Genomic DNA, 14926 nt, shown 5'->3' on the forward strand with positions numbered 1-14926 from the left:
TGTTCCTGAGCAGTGGGACTGCTCAAGCATAGGCATTCACCGCTGCCTTGTCTGCGCTTGCACGTGCCGGTGCCTGAAGCGCCTGGCGCCCGTAGAAGCCCAGGGCGGTGGCCCACGTGGTCAACCACACGAAGATCCCGGCCCAGAAGGTATGCGACATGTAGTGCCAACCTTGCAGCACACGGGTGGTGCCGTAGATGAAACCGATCAGCAGGATGGCCACCAGCAGCTTGCGCGCATGCTGCCAGCGGTGGCGCAGCGCCACGAAGTACAGCGCCAGCAGGGTAAAGCCGCTGGAGGCGTGCCCACCTGGCCAGCATCGGCCTTCGCCAGCCTTGCTGAACCAGCTGAAGTTCTCATACCACTCCACGCGCGCTTCGGGGCCGCCGTAGAGGGTGGTTTCCACCGGGCAATACACGCTGGTGTGGCTTTTCAGGTAGTGAATGACCGTGGTGCACAGGGCAAATGCGACCACCACGAACAGAAAGTCACGGCGATGACGGCTGGTGAAGCGCAGCACCGGGCTGATTCTGGCGGCATTCAGGCCGCGGGTGATCAGCGCGTCGGGGTGGTTCGCCAGGCGTGGCCAGATGAACGACAGCAGCGAACCCATGATCGCCGCTTCGCCGGTCCAGTTCGGCAGGATGCGCGGCCATTTGTGGGTCACTTTCTCGAACAGCTGGTCATGCAACAGCGGGAACTGCCCAGTGACCGGATCGAGCAGCAGGTTGCTGATCCAGCGATCCAGTTCGGTAAGGTCGAACAGCACGAACACGATCGCTGCCAGCAGCAGTGGCACTAGCAGGTTGTTGACGTAGAACGTGGTGCGTGAAGAAACGGGCATGCTTACTTCCCTGTGAGGCTGTTGAGAGTCTGCCATTGGCTGGCGTTGAGTTGGCCGAGCAGGTGGGTTTTGCCATTGCTGTCTTTGCTGACGAACAGCGCACTGGCATAGCCGGCAACGCGTTCGCCGCCGGCTACGCGCAGTTGCCGTTCGAGGTGGTCGATGCAGCCGCTGTGGGTGACCAGCACCAGGTTGTGACCCTCGCGTTTGTGCGCCAGGGCGGCATTGGCAAAGGTGCTGTCACAGCGCGCCAGCCACTCCTGGGTTTCGATGGCCTTGCCGAAGACGAACGAAGCGGTCTGCTGGGTGCGGACTTCCGGGCTGCTGAGGATATCCACATTGGCCAGGCCCAGGTGCCGGATGCCGTCGCCCACGGCGGTTGCAGCCTGGCTGCCGTCCACGGTGATGCCGGCAGGGTCGCCAAGGCAGGCATGATTGGAGCGGTCGCAGCGTTCGGCGTGGCGAACCAGAACAATCACATTGCCGCTGTTCCAGGCGCTGTAGACACCATTCTCGCTCATCAAGTGGGAGCTGCCCAGGTTGGTGACATGCGTACTGAACACGTGCCAGAGGCCGAGTGCCGCCACCGCCAGCAATACGGCCAGCAGCCAGACTGCAGGCAGTTTCCGGCGTTTCGGGCGCGGGAGGCGCGAGTGTGTCGCAATTACATTTTCCAGCATGTGGCCACTCCGGGGACAAGGCTGGCAGCACCTTATCCTCGGGTTTGTGGCCCGACAGTGAAGCGGATGTGAAAATTGTCTTATCCCTGCCAGCCGCCGCCGAGTGTCCGACAGGGTGTGCCCTGTCGGACACTCGGCGGCGGTGCGGTGACCCGACAAGCTCGCTGCCACCGTGATCAGGCGGTCGCGGCAACCGGCAAGGGTGCTTGCTCGCGCCGAATGCTGGCCAGCGGCACCGCCACCAGCAGCAAGGTCAGCACCACCGTTACCCCAATGCCCCAGGCCGCCAGGCTGAAACCACCCAGCGAAATCAACCCACCGGAAATCGCCGGGCCCACCGCCAGCCCGAGGCTGAGGAAGCTGCCGGCTGCCGCTACCACACGGCCTTCGCGGTCCAGCGCTGCTGCCAGGCCGGTCAGGTAGCTGAGCGCGTAGAAATAGGTGATGCAGATGGTCATCACCCCAGCGGTGTACAAGGTCTTGGAATGCTCGCCCAGCACATAGCTGAGGCTGGTTGCACCGGTCAGCAGGATCGCCAGGATCACCGGCGTGCTCATGCCGAAGCGCTTGCCGACCATGGCTGCGATCAACGGCCCGATCAGGCCGACGAACGACTGGAACGACAGCAGCACGCCCAGTTCATCACCGCTGTAGCCGACCATGGTGCCGATCCGTTCGACGAAGGCCCAGCCCATGGTGTCGCGGGCCTGGAACACGAACATCGCCAGCATCATGCACAGGGCCGGCAGGCTCAGAAGGATATTGCCCGACTCAGGTTTGCCGGCAGGCGCCTGCAATGCAGGCTCGGCAAGCGGCGCGCGTTGCGCCATCGCCGGGATGGCCAGCAGCATCACCGCCATGGTCGCTGCCATCGCGTAGTACAAGCCGTGCAAGCCATGGCTGGCCATGACCTTGGCGTAACCCAGCATCACCACGATCATCAACAGCACCGACAGCACGTTCATATGCCCGGCGACCCGGTCGGGGTGCTTGGCGCTGGACACCGCGGCATTGCCACAGGCCAGCGCCAGGCCGGCGCCAATACCGGCAATGCAGCGTACCGCCGCCAGTGCATAGATGCTGTCGATATTGGCGCTGAGCAGGTTGGCGGCAACCGCCAGCACGGTGCCGGCCAGCGCCAGGGTGCGCCGTGGTGCGCGGCCCATGAATGGGGCGACCAGCAGCGAGGCGAGCATGGTGAAGCCGAACTCGGCCGACATCAGCAGCCCGGCCTGGGCTTCGTTGAGCTGCAAATCGTGAATGATGGCGCTGATCAGGAACGGCAAGGCCCACAGCCCGAGCAGGCCGACGCCGTAGGCAGACGCGGCGGCGGAGAACACCAGGCTCCAGCTCTCGGGCAAGCAGTGTTTTATTGTTTTCATTGGGGTAACCCCTGAATGGCATGCACAGCGTTGGGTAGACGCGCGCCGTTGGTTGGCGCGCGCAGGGTACGGGTTACTGCTGGCTTTCGTCGACCGGGGTGCCGTCGTCGTACTGCGACAGCCAGCTGACCATGGCATCGCGGTAACGGGTGAAGCCCTTGTAGTCGACCAGTTGCTGGTCCAGGTCGCGGATAACCCGGTGCATGCGCTTGGCCCATTGCGGGGCGAATTCGGCCAGTTCCTGCAGGCTGACCAGGTAGGTGCGCACCGGGAACAGTACGGCGTTGCTGCGTGGCAAGCGGTGCAGGGGTTGCAGCTCGATGCGCAGGTTGACCAGTTCGCCGGCGTTTTCGGCAGTCACGGTGGTGCGCTCCGGGGCCCAGTCGGGCAGGGTTTCGGCAGAGGTTTCCAGGCGCGGGTTGACGGTGATCGACCAGTTGGTGCGGCGCACCGGGTGGCCAGGGCGCAGGCGCAGGAGGAACTTCAACGCCCGCTGCAGGATGCCCATTTCATGCAGCTTGGGTACCGGGCCGTGGAACTCCATGAAGCTCATGCCGAGGTTGAAACGCAGCGAGTAGTCGGCACGCTGGGTGGCCATGCCCGCGCCCATCACCAGGGTGTCGTCACGCTCCTCAAGAAGAATGAACTCGCCCTGGGCCTGGCGGGTGATGTACTCCATCGGCTCCATCGGCAGGGTGCTGGCGTCGCCGAAGGTGAAGGTCTGGTCGATCTGCAGCGGGCGGTTGATCCAGTGCCACTGGCTACCGTTCTTCTCCAGGGTGAAGTGCTCGGGGTAGTCGCGCGAATACGACTCCATCAGCAGCTCCAGCAGGTCCCACTGGGCTTCCATCATGTGCGGCAGGGCGGCGTAGTGCACACCCGGCTGGCTGTCGAGGGTGTGCGCACGGTGGTGGCACTCGGAGATGTAGTGTTCGTCGATGTCGAACTGCCCACGCAGCGCGCCAGTACCGAACGGCACGTGTGGCTCGACATTCATCGAGTACATGTACTGGTCTTCCGGATAAGGGAAGGGCAGGCGCAGCACGGCTTCGCGGCTGTTGCTGTAGGTGTGTCCCTGGCCTGCGTCGGCGTAGGTCTCGATCGGCTTGAATACGGTCATGTTGTTGTTTTCCTGTCTCAGAGGTCTACGACCAGGCGGCTGCAATTGGCGCGGGATACGCAGGGCATGAATTTGCGCTTGCTCAGCTTGTCTTCCTCGCTGAGCCAGTCATCGCGATGGTCGAGCTCGCCATCGACGTCCAGTACTTCGGTCTCGCAGTAGCCGCAGGCACCGCCGCGGCACAGGTAAGGCACCTTGTAGCCTGCCTGCTCGGCGGCTTCGAGCAGCGACTGTTCGGCCGGCACTTCGAGGGTGACGCCCTGGCGCGCCAGGGTGACGCTGAATGGCTGGCCGCTGGAACCTTGTTCGACGAAGCGTTCGTAGTGAATGTGGCTGTCGGTCCAGCCCAGCGCGTGGGCGCTGTCGAGGGTGTCGTCGATCATGCTGTCCGGGCCGCAGACATACACATGGCTGCCCAGCGGGCGGTCTTGGAGGATGTGGCGGATGTCCATGCGCGCATCGACGCCTTGCACGTACAGGTGCACACGCTCGCCGTAACGTGCCTGCAGCTCCAGGCCCAGGGCGGTGTGTTCGGGGCCGCGCACGGCCAGGTGCAGCTCGAAGGTGGCCTGCTTGAGCTGCAGTTCTTCCAGCTGCGAATAGACCGGGGTAATGCCCACGCCACCCGCGATGAACACGTGCTGGCGGGCATGCTTGGCCAGCGGGAACAGGTTGGCTGGCTGCAGGATCTGCAACAGGTCGCCTTCAGCTACCTGGTCATGCAGGTAGCGCGAGCCGCCCCGGCCCTCGCTGACCCGGCGCACGGCGATCTGGTAGGCGCTGGAGTCGTAGGGCGAGCTCATCAGCGAGTAGGCGTTGCGGTGGGTCTTGTCGCCGTCTTCGAGGACCACCACCACGTGGCTGCCGCCGGAAAACGCCGGCAGGTGCTTGCCGGCCGGGTCGAGCAGGGTGAAACGGGTAATTTCCGGGGTGAGCGCTTCGATGCGGGCGACGCGCACACTGAGGGTGCCGTTGTGGGTGTTCATGTGTCGAGTTCCTCGGCTGCTGGCAGTTCGCCCGGGACTTCGCCATCGGCCTTGATGCCCTGGAAGGCAGCCAGACGGCGGGAATAGTGGTCGCGCACCACCAGGTCAAGCTGGCAACCGGGGCAGCTGAACACCCGCTGGGTGACGTTTTCGGTGTAGGTGTCGCAGTGTGCGCACCACACACGGCGGACCAAGGTGCCGCTGTGTTCGCGCAGGACTTCATCGCGGTTCAGGTCGACCGCATTGGCGGCCTGCATGGCGGTGCCGATGAAGCTTTCCGAGCCACTGAGGTACAGGCGAGTACCCATGTGGGCCTGGCCCAGCCGTTCGCGCAGGGCGGCGATCAGCGCCTGGTTGCTGGGGAACACTTCGAGCCCGGCCGCTTGTGCGGCTTGCAGGGCCTGCAGGTGGTCGTGACCGGAGAACGACTCGGTGGAGTAGAGCAGGGTGCTGTGCGCGCGCTGCGCGGGGGACATGTCCGCGACCAGGCGCAGCATGGCCGCGCCGCCGCTGCCCTGGCCCGCGATCAGGTGGCGCAGGCCGCCTGCCATGGGCCGCAACTGGTCATAGACCGGGCGGCTTTTGATGCCGGTGATAAGCATGGTGACACACCTCGTAAGCCCGATACCCCCGGCTTGTGCCGGAAGGTAACGTTGAGGGCTGATTTCAGGCTCGGGCACGGGTGAAAGCAGAACCCATGCCATATTGCCTATGGTTTTATATGTTTTATGACCAAAGTCGACAATCAGTGCTTGAACATCACGTGGCGCACGCAGGTGTAGTCTTCCAGGCCGTACATGGACATGTCCTTGCCGTAGCCCGACTGCTTCATGCCGCCGTGGGGCATTTCGCTGGCCAGCATGAAGTGCGTGTTGACCCAGGTGCAGCCATATTGCAGGCGCGCAGCCAGGCGGTTGGCGCGGCCGACGTCGCGGGTCCATACCGAAGAGGCGAGGCCGTAGTCAGAGTCGTTGGCGTAAGCCAGGGCCTGGGCTTCGTCGGTAAACGGGGTGATGCTGACCACCGGGCCAAACACTTCGCGCTGAACGATCTCGTCGTCCTGGCGGGCATCGGCCAGTACGGTCGGCTCGAAGAAGAAGCCGTCGCCTGCACCCCGTTGGCCACCGGTGACCAAGCGGATGTGCGGCTGGGCCTTGGCGCGTTCGACGAACCCTTCGACTCGCTCAAGGTGCTCGCGGGTGATCAGTGGGCCGAGTTCGGTGTGCGGGTCGTCCTGAAGGCCCATGCGCAGGCTGGCCACGGCCTCGCCCAGCTTGCTGACAAACTGCTCGTAGACGCCTTGCTGCACATACAGGCGGCAGGCCGCAGTGCAGTCCTGGCCTGCGTTGTAGAAACCGAACGCACGGATACCCTCGACTGCAGCATCGATATCGGCGTCATCGAAGATCAGTACTGGCGCCTTGCCACCCAGTTCCATGTGGGTGCGTTTCACGCTGCTGGCGGTGCTGGCGATGATGCGTGCACCGGTGGCCACGGAGCCGGTCAGTGACACCAGGCGCACCTTGGGGTGGTTGACCAGTGGCTCGCCAACGCTCGGGCCGCGGCCGAACAGGATGTTGATCACGCCGGCGGGGAACAGCTCGGCCATGATCTCGCCCAGCGCCAGGGCGGTCAGCGGGGTTTGCTCGGAGGGCTTGAGCACCACGCAGTTGCCGGCGGCCAGCGCAGGGGCGAGCTTCCAGGCGACCATCATCAGCGGGTAGTTCCACGGCGCGATGGAGGCGACCACGCCCAGTGGGTCGCGGCGGATCATCGAGGTGTGGCCCGGCAGGTACTCGCCACCGGCCGCGCCCGACAGGCAACGGCTGGCGCCGGCAAAGAAGCGGAACACGTCGGCAATGGCGGGGATTTCGTCATTCAGTGCCGCCAGGTAAGGCTTGCCGCAGTTCTGCGACTCCAGGCGGGCGAGGTTGGCGGCTTCGGCTTCGATGCGGTCGGCCAGCTTGAGCAGCAACTGGGCGCGATCCTTGGGCGCGGTCTGCGACCAGCCGGCGAAAGCCTGGTCGGCGGCCTGCACTGCGGCATCGACCTGGGCAGCGCTGGCTTCGGCGATATTCACCAGCACCGTGCCTGCGGACGGGTTGTACACGGCGAACGGGCTGCCTTGCCCGTCGACCAACTGGCCGTTGATCAAGAGTTTGGTTTGCATGGCGGATTCCTTGGTCGGTCTTATTGGTAGAAATCTAAACCTATGAAACCATATCTTAATATTTTTAGTTTGCCAACCACTGCGAAAACCCGCTTCCAGGCGGTAGAATGGCTCGTCAATCGGTATCGGGCGCTGGCCCGTTCGCTATAAGATGCGAAACTGAACCTTTTAGCCGAGGCCCGCGCCAAGCCTTGCAATGCTCGATAGGGAGAGGCAATGACTGCCCTGAATAGTGCTCGTAACACCGCCTTCATCCGGTTGCGCCAGGAAGGGCGGACCGATGAAGTGGCACGCCGCCTGGTGGAGGCGATCGAGCTGGGGATGTTCGCTGAAGGGCAGCAACTGCCCAGCGAATCGGAACTGGCCCTGCAATTGGGCGTCGCCACGGTGACCTTGCGCGAAGCGCTGGTGGTGCTGCGCCAGCGTGGCTTGATCGAGACCCGCCGCGGGCGCAATGGCGGCAGCTTTGTCTGCGCTCCAGTGGAGCTGCCCGAGGCGCTGCTGCTGCAACGCCTGCGTGACATGAGCGGCCCCGACCTGCGTGACCTGGGCGATGAACAGACCGCAATTTCCGGTACGGCGGCGCGCCTGGCCGCCAAGCGCAGCTCGCCGGAGCAGCAGGCGCGCATCGCCCAGCATATCGAAACCCTCAGCCAGGCCAGTTCGCGCCTGGCCCGCCACCGCGCCGATGCGCGCTTTCATATCGAAGTGGCCGCCGCCGCCCAGTCGCTGCGCCTGACCAGCGCGGAAATGCGCCTGCAGTCGGAGGCCGGCGAGCTGCTGTGGATGGAGGCCGCTGGCGGTGGTGATGTGACCGTGGTCGAGCACGAGCACCGGGCGATTCTCGAAGCGTTGGTCGCCGGGGATGCAGTGCTGGCCGGCGCTTTGGCCGAAGCCCACGTCAGCCGTGGCATCAAGCGCCTGATCAGCCTGCGCCTGGAGCTGCTGGCCGACGAGCAGGATTGAGCCGTGCATAACAACAAAGCTGTACCTGCGTGAGGTAATGCCATGTTTGCCCTGAGCGACAACGACCCGCTGTCAGCCTGTGCCCAGCAGCTGGACCACACCCTGGGGACCATCTTCGGCCAGGTCCGCCAGCTGGTGGAAGAAACCCGAGCGTTATGGGAGCGGGTATTGGCCGAAGGCCGCCAGCCAAGTGCCAAGGACCTGGCGACCCTGCGCCCGGCCATCGACCAGCAGTTGCTGACCACCGGTGCCTTTGGCTGTGGCGGCGGCATCATCGTCGAGCCCAATGGCCTGGCCGACCGCGAGATGCACCTTGAATGGTGGTACCTGGCCGACGGCGGCAAGACCCTGCCGCTGCGCCCGAACTTCGATCGGCGCCGCGAAAACTACTACGACTACACCGAAATGCCCTGGTACAGCCGGCCGATGAAGACCGGCAAGAGTGTGGTCGAAGGGCCGTATGTGGACCTGTACGGCACCAACATGTATGTGCTGACCTTCACCATGCCGATCGAGGTGCAGGGCCGGTTCATCGGCGTGGCCGGGCTGGACCTGTCGTTGCACAATGTCGAACGCCTGCTGGTGCGCAGCCTGATGCGCCTGGAGCACGAGGCAGTGCTGATCTCGGCGGACGGGCGGGTGATTGCCTCGAACACAGCGAACTGGATGGTCGGTGACCTGGCCCAGACCCTGTTGAACACCTTGCCGCGCGATGGCATTCGCCTGGCGCTGGCCGAATCCGAGGCGGGGTGGTCGCTGGTGCGGTTGCCGGTGCTCAGGCGCAAGTAACGGATTGACTGCTCTGGCCTCTTCGCGGGCAAGCCCGCTCCCACAGGGATTGTGATGACCCTGTGCGAGCAACTTTTTTTTGTGGGAGCGGGTTTACCCGCGAAGAGGCCGGCGCACGTTTACAGCGCCTTGCGCATGAACACTCGGGAAAACCCCTGCTCCTCGGCCCGGTGAGTCTCGACATAACCCAGCTTGCGATAAATCTCGATATTTTCGGTCATCCGCTCGTGGGTATAGAGCCTGACCGCGCTGCACCCAGCCTGGCGCGTGCGGGTTTCACTCAGCTGCATCAGCATCTTGCCGATCCCTTGGCCTTTGCACTCACCCACCGGGCAGACCGCGCAGTCGCTTGTACTGTTCAGCTTGGCCTATTTTGTCGGCGTGTTCGGGTTTCCCCTGCTGGCCGGCAAGGTCATCGTCCACGCAGGCCTGCCCGCGCTGCTGCAACTGCTGTTGGTGATTGCCCTGGCCAATTGGTCGATCACCTTCGGGCGCTTGGTCTGGCGGCGCTGGAGCAATCGCCCTGTAATGGGGCGCGCCTGAGCAAGTGCACTATGGCGGTGCGCTTGCGGGGCGCGTCGAACGCTGGATAGCGCGAATAGTTAGCTTGCATACGAGTTGGCGTGCAACTTGCTGTCACTTTGCCATTCCGATGTCGCGTATGGTGAAAATGATGTCGCTTTCAAGCAGTTCCATGCAGTTGTCATCGCGTGAAAAGGGGTGGTTGCCCTGGTTTGGCAAGACCGGCAAGTTCAGCATGGGCTGGGCCTGCCACCTCAATCGCGCTAACTACCCGGTGGTCGAGCAAACCTTTGAAGCCATTGCCCAGACCCGCGTGCAGTTGCTGCACAACTGGGCCCGCGAGCAGTGGGAGCATCTGGCTGAATTGGCGGAACATTTGGCACCCGGCGGCACCGAGGTCGACCGGCCGTTGTTGCTCGACAAGCTGGCCCAGGCTGAAGATTTTTCCGAGCTGTGCGTGATCGACACCGCCGGCAATGTCATCGTCTCTACCTGGGCACAGCGGGGCAACGCGCGGATCGATCAGATGCAGGCTTTGGCCCAAGGCCTCGAGGCGCCGTTCCTGCACGGCCCCTATAGCGACCCGCTGACCCTGCAGATCGGCCCGTCATCGTCGCGTTTCCACGATGAAGTGACGCTGATGTTCTACCAGCCGCTGAAACACAATGGCAAAGCCGTCGGCTGCCTCTGTGGCCGGGTGCCCAACGATGTGCTGGGTGACCTGATCCAGCGTGAGGCCGGGCATATCTTTGCCGAATCTGGCGACAACTACCTGTTCATGGCGCAGTCACACTTCGACCGCACCATCCAGCCCGGCACGGCCTTGTCCCGTTCGCGGTTCGAGGACGGCACCTTCACCCATGGCGAGAACCTCAAGGGCGGCGTGCACACGCCCTGGACCACGGTGCAGATCCAGCGCCACACCGAGCTGGAGCTGCGCTTCACCGACCCATCGACACGCGATCTGCACCCTGGCGTGCGGGAAACCATCCGTAATGGCGCCAACCTGTTCGTGACCTACCCAGGCTACTCGGACTATCGCCATGTGCCGGTGATCGGCAAGGGCGTCACCTTCCAGTTGCCCGGCTCGCCAGACCGCTGGGGGATGATGTGCGAAGCTGACCTGGAAGAAGTCTACCGCCGTCGCTCGCTCAGCTACGGGCTGATGAAACCCTATGTAGCAACCATGGCCGGGCTGTTCGGCTGCAACTATCTTGTGCAGCACTATGCCGGCTTGCCACAAGGGCTGAACGACGCCGTCGAGGCGCTCTGCATGGTGGCTGCAACGCTGCTGTTCAGCGTGCTCGGGCCCAAACCGTTGGCCGCACGCCTGAACGGCATGAGCGCGGTGCTGCGTACCATTGCCGAGGGGGAAGGCAACCTGCGTCAGCGCCTGGACATCAACGCCCTGGCCAATGACGAAAGTGGCGACATGGCTCGCTGGATCAACAGTTTCATCGACCGCCTGGACGCGGTGGTCGGGCAGGTGGTCAAGGCCAGCCGCACGGTTGGCGCCACCAACCAGACCATGCTGGGCCGCAGCCAGGAAGCGAGCGGGACTTGCGCCGACGTGGCCGATGCGGTGCACCAGATGATGATCATCATGGAAGAGCAACTGGGCGAGCTGCAGCAGGCTTCGGTCAGCGCCGAGCAGATGAAACAGGCCATGGACGAGGTGGTCAGCCGCGCCCGTGAGCAGTTCCTGGCGGTGCAGACTGGCACCCAGTCGATTCGCGACGTGGTGGCGCGTTCTTCGTCGAGTGTGCAGTTGCTCGACAGCCGCATGGGCCAGATCGGCAACATCACCGGTCTGATCAGCGACATCACCAACCAGACCAACCTGCTGGCCCTCAATGCCGCCATCGAGGCTGCGCGGGCCGGGGAACACGGGCGTGGCTTTGCGGTGGTGGCCGATGAGGTGCGTAGCCTGGCCGCGCGCACCTCGCGTGCGGCCGATGACATCCGGCACATGGTCGAAGGCCTGCAGAACGAAACACAGCAAGCCGTAAGCTTCATGGAGGAGGGGGTACAAGACGTCGATCACAGCCTGCGCCTGGCCGAGGACGCCTCTTCGGAGAACGTGCAGCTGCATCAGGCAGTGGAGGCGATGTTCGCAATCATCCAGCAGCTCAACCAGCGCAGCCTGGCATATGGCAAGACCATCGAGCAGGTCAACCAGTCCTCCAGCGAGATGCGCCAGACGGCCGTGGTGTTGCAAAGCAGTGCCGAGACGGTGAAGGTCAATGCCAGCAAGCTGCAGAAGCTGGTGGGGCAGTTCGAGGTCAGCAGCAAGTGCGAAGGCGCTGCCGCCTGAATGTGCACGGTCGGTGTAGCGGCCTTGCCGGGGCGCCGGACCGGTCGGAAAGGGCTGCGCAGCGGCCCCAGGATCTGTGGAACACCATAGATTGCCGGGGCCGCTGCGCAGCCCTTTCGCGACACAAGGCCGCTCCCACAGGGTATGATCCGCGGCCGTGATTGGAGCCCGCCATGGCCAAAGACATCGAAAACCCCTGCGTCTCGCTTTGCCAGCTCAACAGCGAGCTGTGCACAAGCTGCGGCCGTACCCGTGAAGAAATCCGCAAGTGGCGTGGCATGAAGCGCCCGGAGAAGATGGCCACCGTGCAACGCGCAGCTACACGGATGAAGGCAATCACCAAGAAGAACGCCAAGCGCCAGGGCAGCGACTGAAGCTGCTGCGCTTGTGTAAGATGCTGGCTCCGCACCTTGCCTGAGCCTGCCCCATGGAAACCCACTCGCTACTCGCCTTTACCCTGGTCGCTGCCATCGCTATCGCAAGCCCCGGGCCTGCCACCTTGATGGCCATCAACAACAGCCTCAACCATGGCCAGCGCAGCACCGTATGGTCGTCGCTGGGTAATGGCACGGGGCTGTTTTGCCTGTCGGCGGCAGCCATGCTCGGGCTCGGGGCCTTACTGGCCAGTTCTGAGGTGCTGTTCAACGCGGTCAAGCTGATCGGTGCCGGCTACCTGTTCTACCTCGGTGCCCGTCAGTTGCTCAAGAAAGGCCCGATGCTGGTGGATCAGACGGCGGCGAAGGTCAGCAGGCCGACCCCGTTGAAGTTGTACAAGTCGGCGTTCCTGACCGCTGTCACCAACCCCAAGGCGACGATGTTTTTCACTGCACTGTTCCCGCAGTTCATCGACCAGGGGGCGGCGCTGCTGCCGCAGTTCCTGACCCTGACCGGGATCTTCGTGGCGTTGTCGCTGACATCGCTGAGCTTGTATGCCGCGCTGGCCGCACGGGCCAAGGGTGTGCTGACCCGGCCGGCGCTGTCGCGCTGGGTGAGCCGGGTTGTAGGGACTACCTTCATCGGCTTTGGTGCGGCGATTCTCACGATGCGCCGGCAGTAACCCGTTAACCCACGATGTTTCGACACTGACTCAAGGACTGAGCCATGAAGATTGCCGCTGAAAAACTCCTGTTCCTGCCTGGTGCCTCCGGCAACACCCGGTTCTGGCACCCCGTCGCCGATGCCCTCAAAACGCCTGCCATTACCCAGCATAGGGGCTGGCCCGGCTTCGGTGAGACGCCGCCCAACCCGGACATCACCTGCCTTGAGCACCTGGCCGCCCTGGCACTCGCCGAACTCGACGGCCCCACCGCCTTGGTGGCGCAGTCCATGGGCGGCGTCGTTGCCGTGCACATGGCGCTAAAGCGACCTGAACTGATCACCCATCTGATCCTGACCGTCACTTCAGGAGGCGTGAACCTCGCTGACTCCGGCGCCGAGGACTGGCGTGCTGAGTTCGAGACCCAGAACCCGAACCTGCCTCGCTGGTTCCTGGATGACCGCACCGACCTCTCGGCCCGCCTGCACGAATTGAGAATGCCGGTACTGCTGTTGTGGGGGGACGCCGACCCGATCAGCCCGGTCGCTGTTGGCAAGCGGCTGGCGCAACTGATACCCGGGGCAAGGCTGGAGGTGTTCCCCGAAGCCGGGCATGACCTGGGTAACAGCCACGCCATCGAAGTTGCTCGGTTGATTGACGAGCATCTGTTTTTGTATGCCTGATCGAAGGCTTCGGTTGTGGCAGCCGGCCCCCACAGGGATATCACCGGCCTTCAGATCTGCACCCTCCCTGGGAGCCGGGCTTGCCGGCGATGGGCCGCAAAGCGGCCCTGCTCTCACAGCACGGTACATGACAGGCTGGTTTGCACGGACCTGTGAGAGCGGGCTTGTCGGATCGCCGCACCGCGGCGAACACCGTCACAGCCGGTGCCATCCACCGCGGTGCCGGCTTCTGGAGAAAAGTCCCCTTTTATTCATGCGGCACTCCTTCACGCCGATATAACCATGCCCGAATGGTCGATGGGGCCCGGCGGTCTGATATAAAACTTCTCTGGTCAGCGTGGGCGCACACTCGATGTAGCTCAGAAATTCTGAGCATCCAGAGGTGTGTATGACCAGAGACAGATATGGGTTAGACAATAATCGGTTGAGTAGCCCAGCCAAAAGCGACGGTTCGTCGCAGGGCCAAGGTGGCGAGGGGAAAAAAACGCTCCCCGAGGATCGCGATGACTACATCGAAAAGCGCCCCTTTCGTCGCGAGCAGAGGCAGGGGCCGCCGGACCCATCGCGGGCCTCCAATGCCGAGCGCTATAGCTATCACAAGCGCCCATTGGAGTAATTTAGAGGTCGGCATCTGACAGCATGGCTGATGCGCTGCTTCGGCAGCCCGGACATAGCACCTTGTGCTGACTCAAGGCACTGGCATGTAGGGCAGCAGTCGTTCGGTCTCTTTCTTTACCACGGCGTAACATTCGCAACTCAACAGCTCCAAGCGTGCCCTGTCGAGCACTTTGATCTGCCCGCGGTTGTACTCGATCACCCCAAGACGCTGCAGCTTGCCTGCAGCATCGGTCACGCCCTCGCGGCGCACTCCCAGCATGTTGGCGATCAGCTCCTGGGTCATGCACAGGCGATCGCCTGGCAGGCGGTCGAGCGACAGCAGTAACCAGCGGCACAATTGCTGGTCGATAGAGTGATGGCGGTTGCACACTGCCGTTTGTGCCATCTGGGTAATCAGTGCCTGGGTGTAGCGCAGCATCAACATCATCATCTCGCCATGGCGGTTGAATTCGTCCTTGAGCTTCTGCACGGGTAGGCGGTAGGCATGTCCTGCACTTTGCACGATGGCCCGGCTGGGTGTGCTTTCTCCGCCCATGAACACGGCGATGCCCACCAGCCCCTCGTTACCCACTACCGAGATTTCGGCTGATGCGCCGTTTTCCATTACATACAGCAATGAAACGATCGCATCGGCCGGGAAGTGCACGTGTCGCAGGGTGTCGCCGGACTCGTACAGAGCCTTGCCCAGGGGCAGGTCCACGCGCTCCAGGTGCGGCTCCAGCCGGCTGAACGTTTCTGCTGAAAGTGCAGCCAGCAAGTGGTTCTGCAAGCGGGGAGGCGTGCGGTGCATACGTGGGACCATTGACGGCAACGGGT

General features: G+C 63.5%; 14 protein-coding genes and 2 pseudogenes. 7 read left to right on the forward strand and 9 right to left on the reverse strand.

All coding sequences use genetic code 11. The features are described from left to right. Nucleotides 1–22: 22 nt before the first annotated feature. The 7 genes from H040_RS23405 to H040_RS23435 form a co-directional block, all read right to left on the reverse strand. Nucleotides 23–844 (reverse strand): phosphatase PAP2 family protein, encoded by an 822-nt coding sequence (locus tag H040_RS23405; protein ID WP_027918843.1) that lies wholly within the window; start codon nucleotides 842–844, stop codon nucleotides 23–25. A gap of 2 nt (nucleotides 845–846) precedes the next feature. Further along, a complete protein-coding gene (locus H040_RS23410) occupies nucleotides 847–1524 on the reverse strand; it encodes a histidine phosphatase family protein (RefSeq protein WP_027918844.1) in 678 nt (225 codons plus the stop codon). 176 nt (nucleotides 1525–1700) lie between these two features. Further along, the gene (locus H040_RS23415) at nucleotides 1701–2906 is read right to left on the reverse strand and encodes an MFS transporter (RefSeq protein ID WP_027918845.1); all 1206 of its coding nucleotides are present in this window, start codon (nucleotides 2904–2906) and stop codon (nucleotides 1701–1703) included. Between the two features lie 73 nt (nucleotides 2907–2979). Further along, nucleotides 2980–4026 carry a heme-dependent oxidative N-demethylase family protein gene (locus H040_RS23420; protein WP_027918846.1) on the reverse strand — a complete coding sequence of 349 codons (1047 nt, stop codon included), beginning with the start codon at nucleotides 4024–4026 and terminating at the stop codon, nucleotides 2980–2982. Nucleotides 4027–4043: 17 nt separating this feature from the next. Next, nucleotides 4044–5012: a PDR/VanB family oxidoreductase gene (locus tag H040_RS23425; protein ID WP_027918847.1), complete on the reverse strand. Its 969-nt coding sequence runs from the start codon at nucleotides 5010–5012 to the stop codon at nucleotides 4044–4046. Beyond that, complete coding sequence (locus H040_RS23430; RefSeq protein ID WP_027918848.1) at nucleotides 5009–5614, reverse strand: dimethylamine monooxygenase subunit DmmA family protein; 606 nt, start codon at nucleotides 5612–5614, stop codon at nucleotides 5009–5011. Before H040_RS23430 ends, H040_RS23425 begins: the two co-directional genes overlap by 4 nt. Nucleotides 5615–5757: 143 nt before the next feature. Then, a complete protein-coding gene (locus tag H040_RS23435) occupies nucleotides 5758–7182 on the reverse strand; it encodes a gamma-aminobutyraldehyde dehydrogenase (RefSeq protein WP_027918849.1) in 1425 nt (474 codons plus the stop codon). 216 nt (nucleotides 7183–7398) lie between these two features. On the opposite strand from H040_RS23435, the gene H040_RS23440 reads away from it, so the two are divergent. Beyond that, nucleotides 7399–8148, forward strand: a complete 750-nt coding sequence (locus H040_RS23440; protein ID WP_027918850.1) for a FadR/GntR family transcriptional regulator — start codon at nucleotides 7399–7401, stop codon at nucleotides 8146–8148. 42 nt (nucleotides 8149–8190) lie between these two features. Beyond that, nucleotides 8191–8937 carry a PDC sensor domain-containing protein gene (locus H040_RS23445; RefSeq protein ID WP_027918851.1) on the forward strand — a complete coding sequence of 249 codons (747 nt, stop codon included), beginning with the start codon at nucleotides 8191–8193 and terminating at the stop codon, nucleotides 8935–8937. A gap of 119 nt (nucleotides 8938–9056) precedes the next feature. Here H040_RS23445 and H040_RS23450 read toward each other — a convergent pair. Further along, nucleotides 9057–9254: pseudogene (locus tag H040_RS23450) on the reverse strand (GNAT family N-acetyltransferase); the annotation flags it as partial. A 4-nt stretch (nucleotides 9255–9258) separates the two neighbouring features. On the opposite strand from H040_RS23450, the pseudogene H040_RS23455 reads away from it, so the two are divergent. The 5 genes and pseudogenes from H040_RS23455 to H040_RS23475 all read left to right on the forward strand — a co-directional run. After that, nucleotides 9259–9480 (forward strand): annotated as a pseudogene (locus H040_RS23455) (MFS transporter); the annotation flags it as partial. A 130-nt stretch (nucleotides 9481–9610) separates the two neighbouring features. After that, complete coding sequence (locus H040_RS23460; protein WP_027918853.1) at nucleotides 9611–11773, forward strand: methyl-accepting chemotaxis protein; 2163 nt, start codon at nucleotides 9611–9613, stop codon at nucleotides 11771–11773. A gap of 173 nt (nucleotides 11774–11946) precedes the next feature. Then, complete coding sequence (locus H040_RS23465) at nucleotides 11947–12147, forward strand: DUF1289 domain-containing protein (RefSeq protein ID WP_027918854.1); 201 nt, start codon at nucleotides 11947–11949, stop codon at nucleotides 12145–12147. Nucleotides 12148–12200: 53 nt separating this feature from the next. Beyond that, nucleotides 12201–12830 carry a LysE family translocator gene (locus tag H040_RS23470; protein WP_027918855.1) on the forward strand — a complete coding sequence of 210 codons (630 nt, stop codon included), beginning with the start codon at nucleotides 12201–12203 and terminating at the stop codon, nucleotides 12828–12830. Between the two features lie 44 nt (nucleotides 12831–12874). After that, complete coding sequence (locus H040_RS23475; RefSeq protein ID WP_027918856.1) at nucleotides 12875–13492, forward strand: alpha/beta fold hydrolase; 618 nt, start codon at nucleotides 12875–12877, stop codon at nucleotides 13490–13492. A gap of 688 nt (nucleotides 13493–14180) precedes the next feature. On the opposite strand, the gene H040_RS23480 is transcribed toward H040_RS23475, so the two are convergent. Next, entirely contained in the window at nucleotides 14181–14900 is a 720-nt protein-coding gene (locus tag H040_RS23480; protein WP_027918858.1) for a Crp/Fnr family transcriptional regulator, read from the reverse strand. Between the last annotated feature and the right edge of the window lie 26 nt (nucleotides 14901–14926).

Source organism: Pseudomonas sp. URMO17WK12:I7 (assembly GCF_003269045.1).
Classification (GTDB): domain Bacteria; phylum Pseudomonadota; class Gammaproteobacteria; order Pseudomonadales; family Pseudomonadaceae; genus Aquipseudomonas; species Aquipseudomonas putida_J.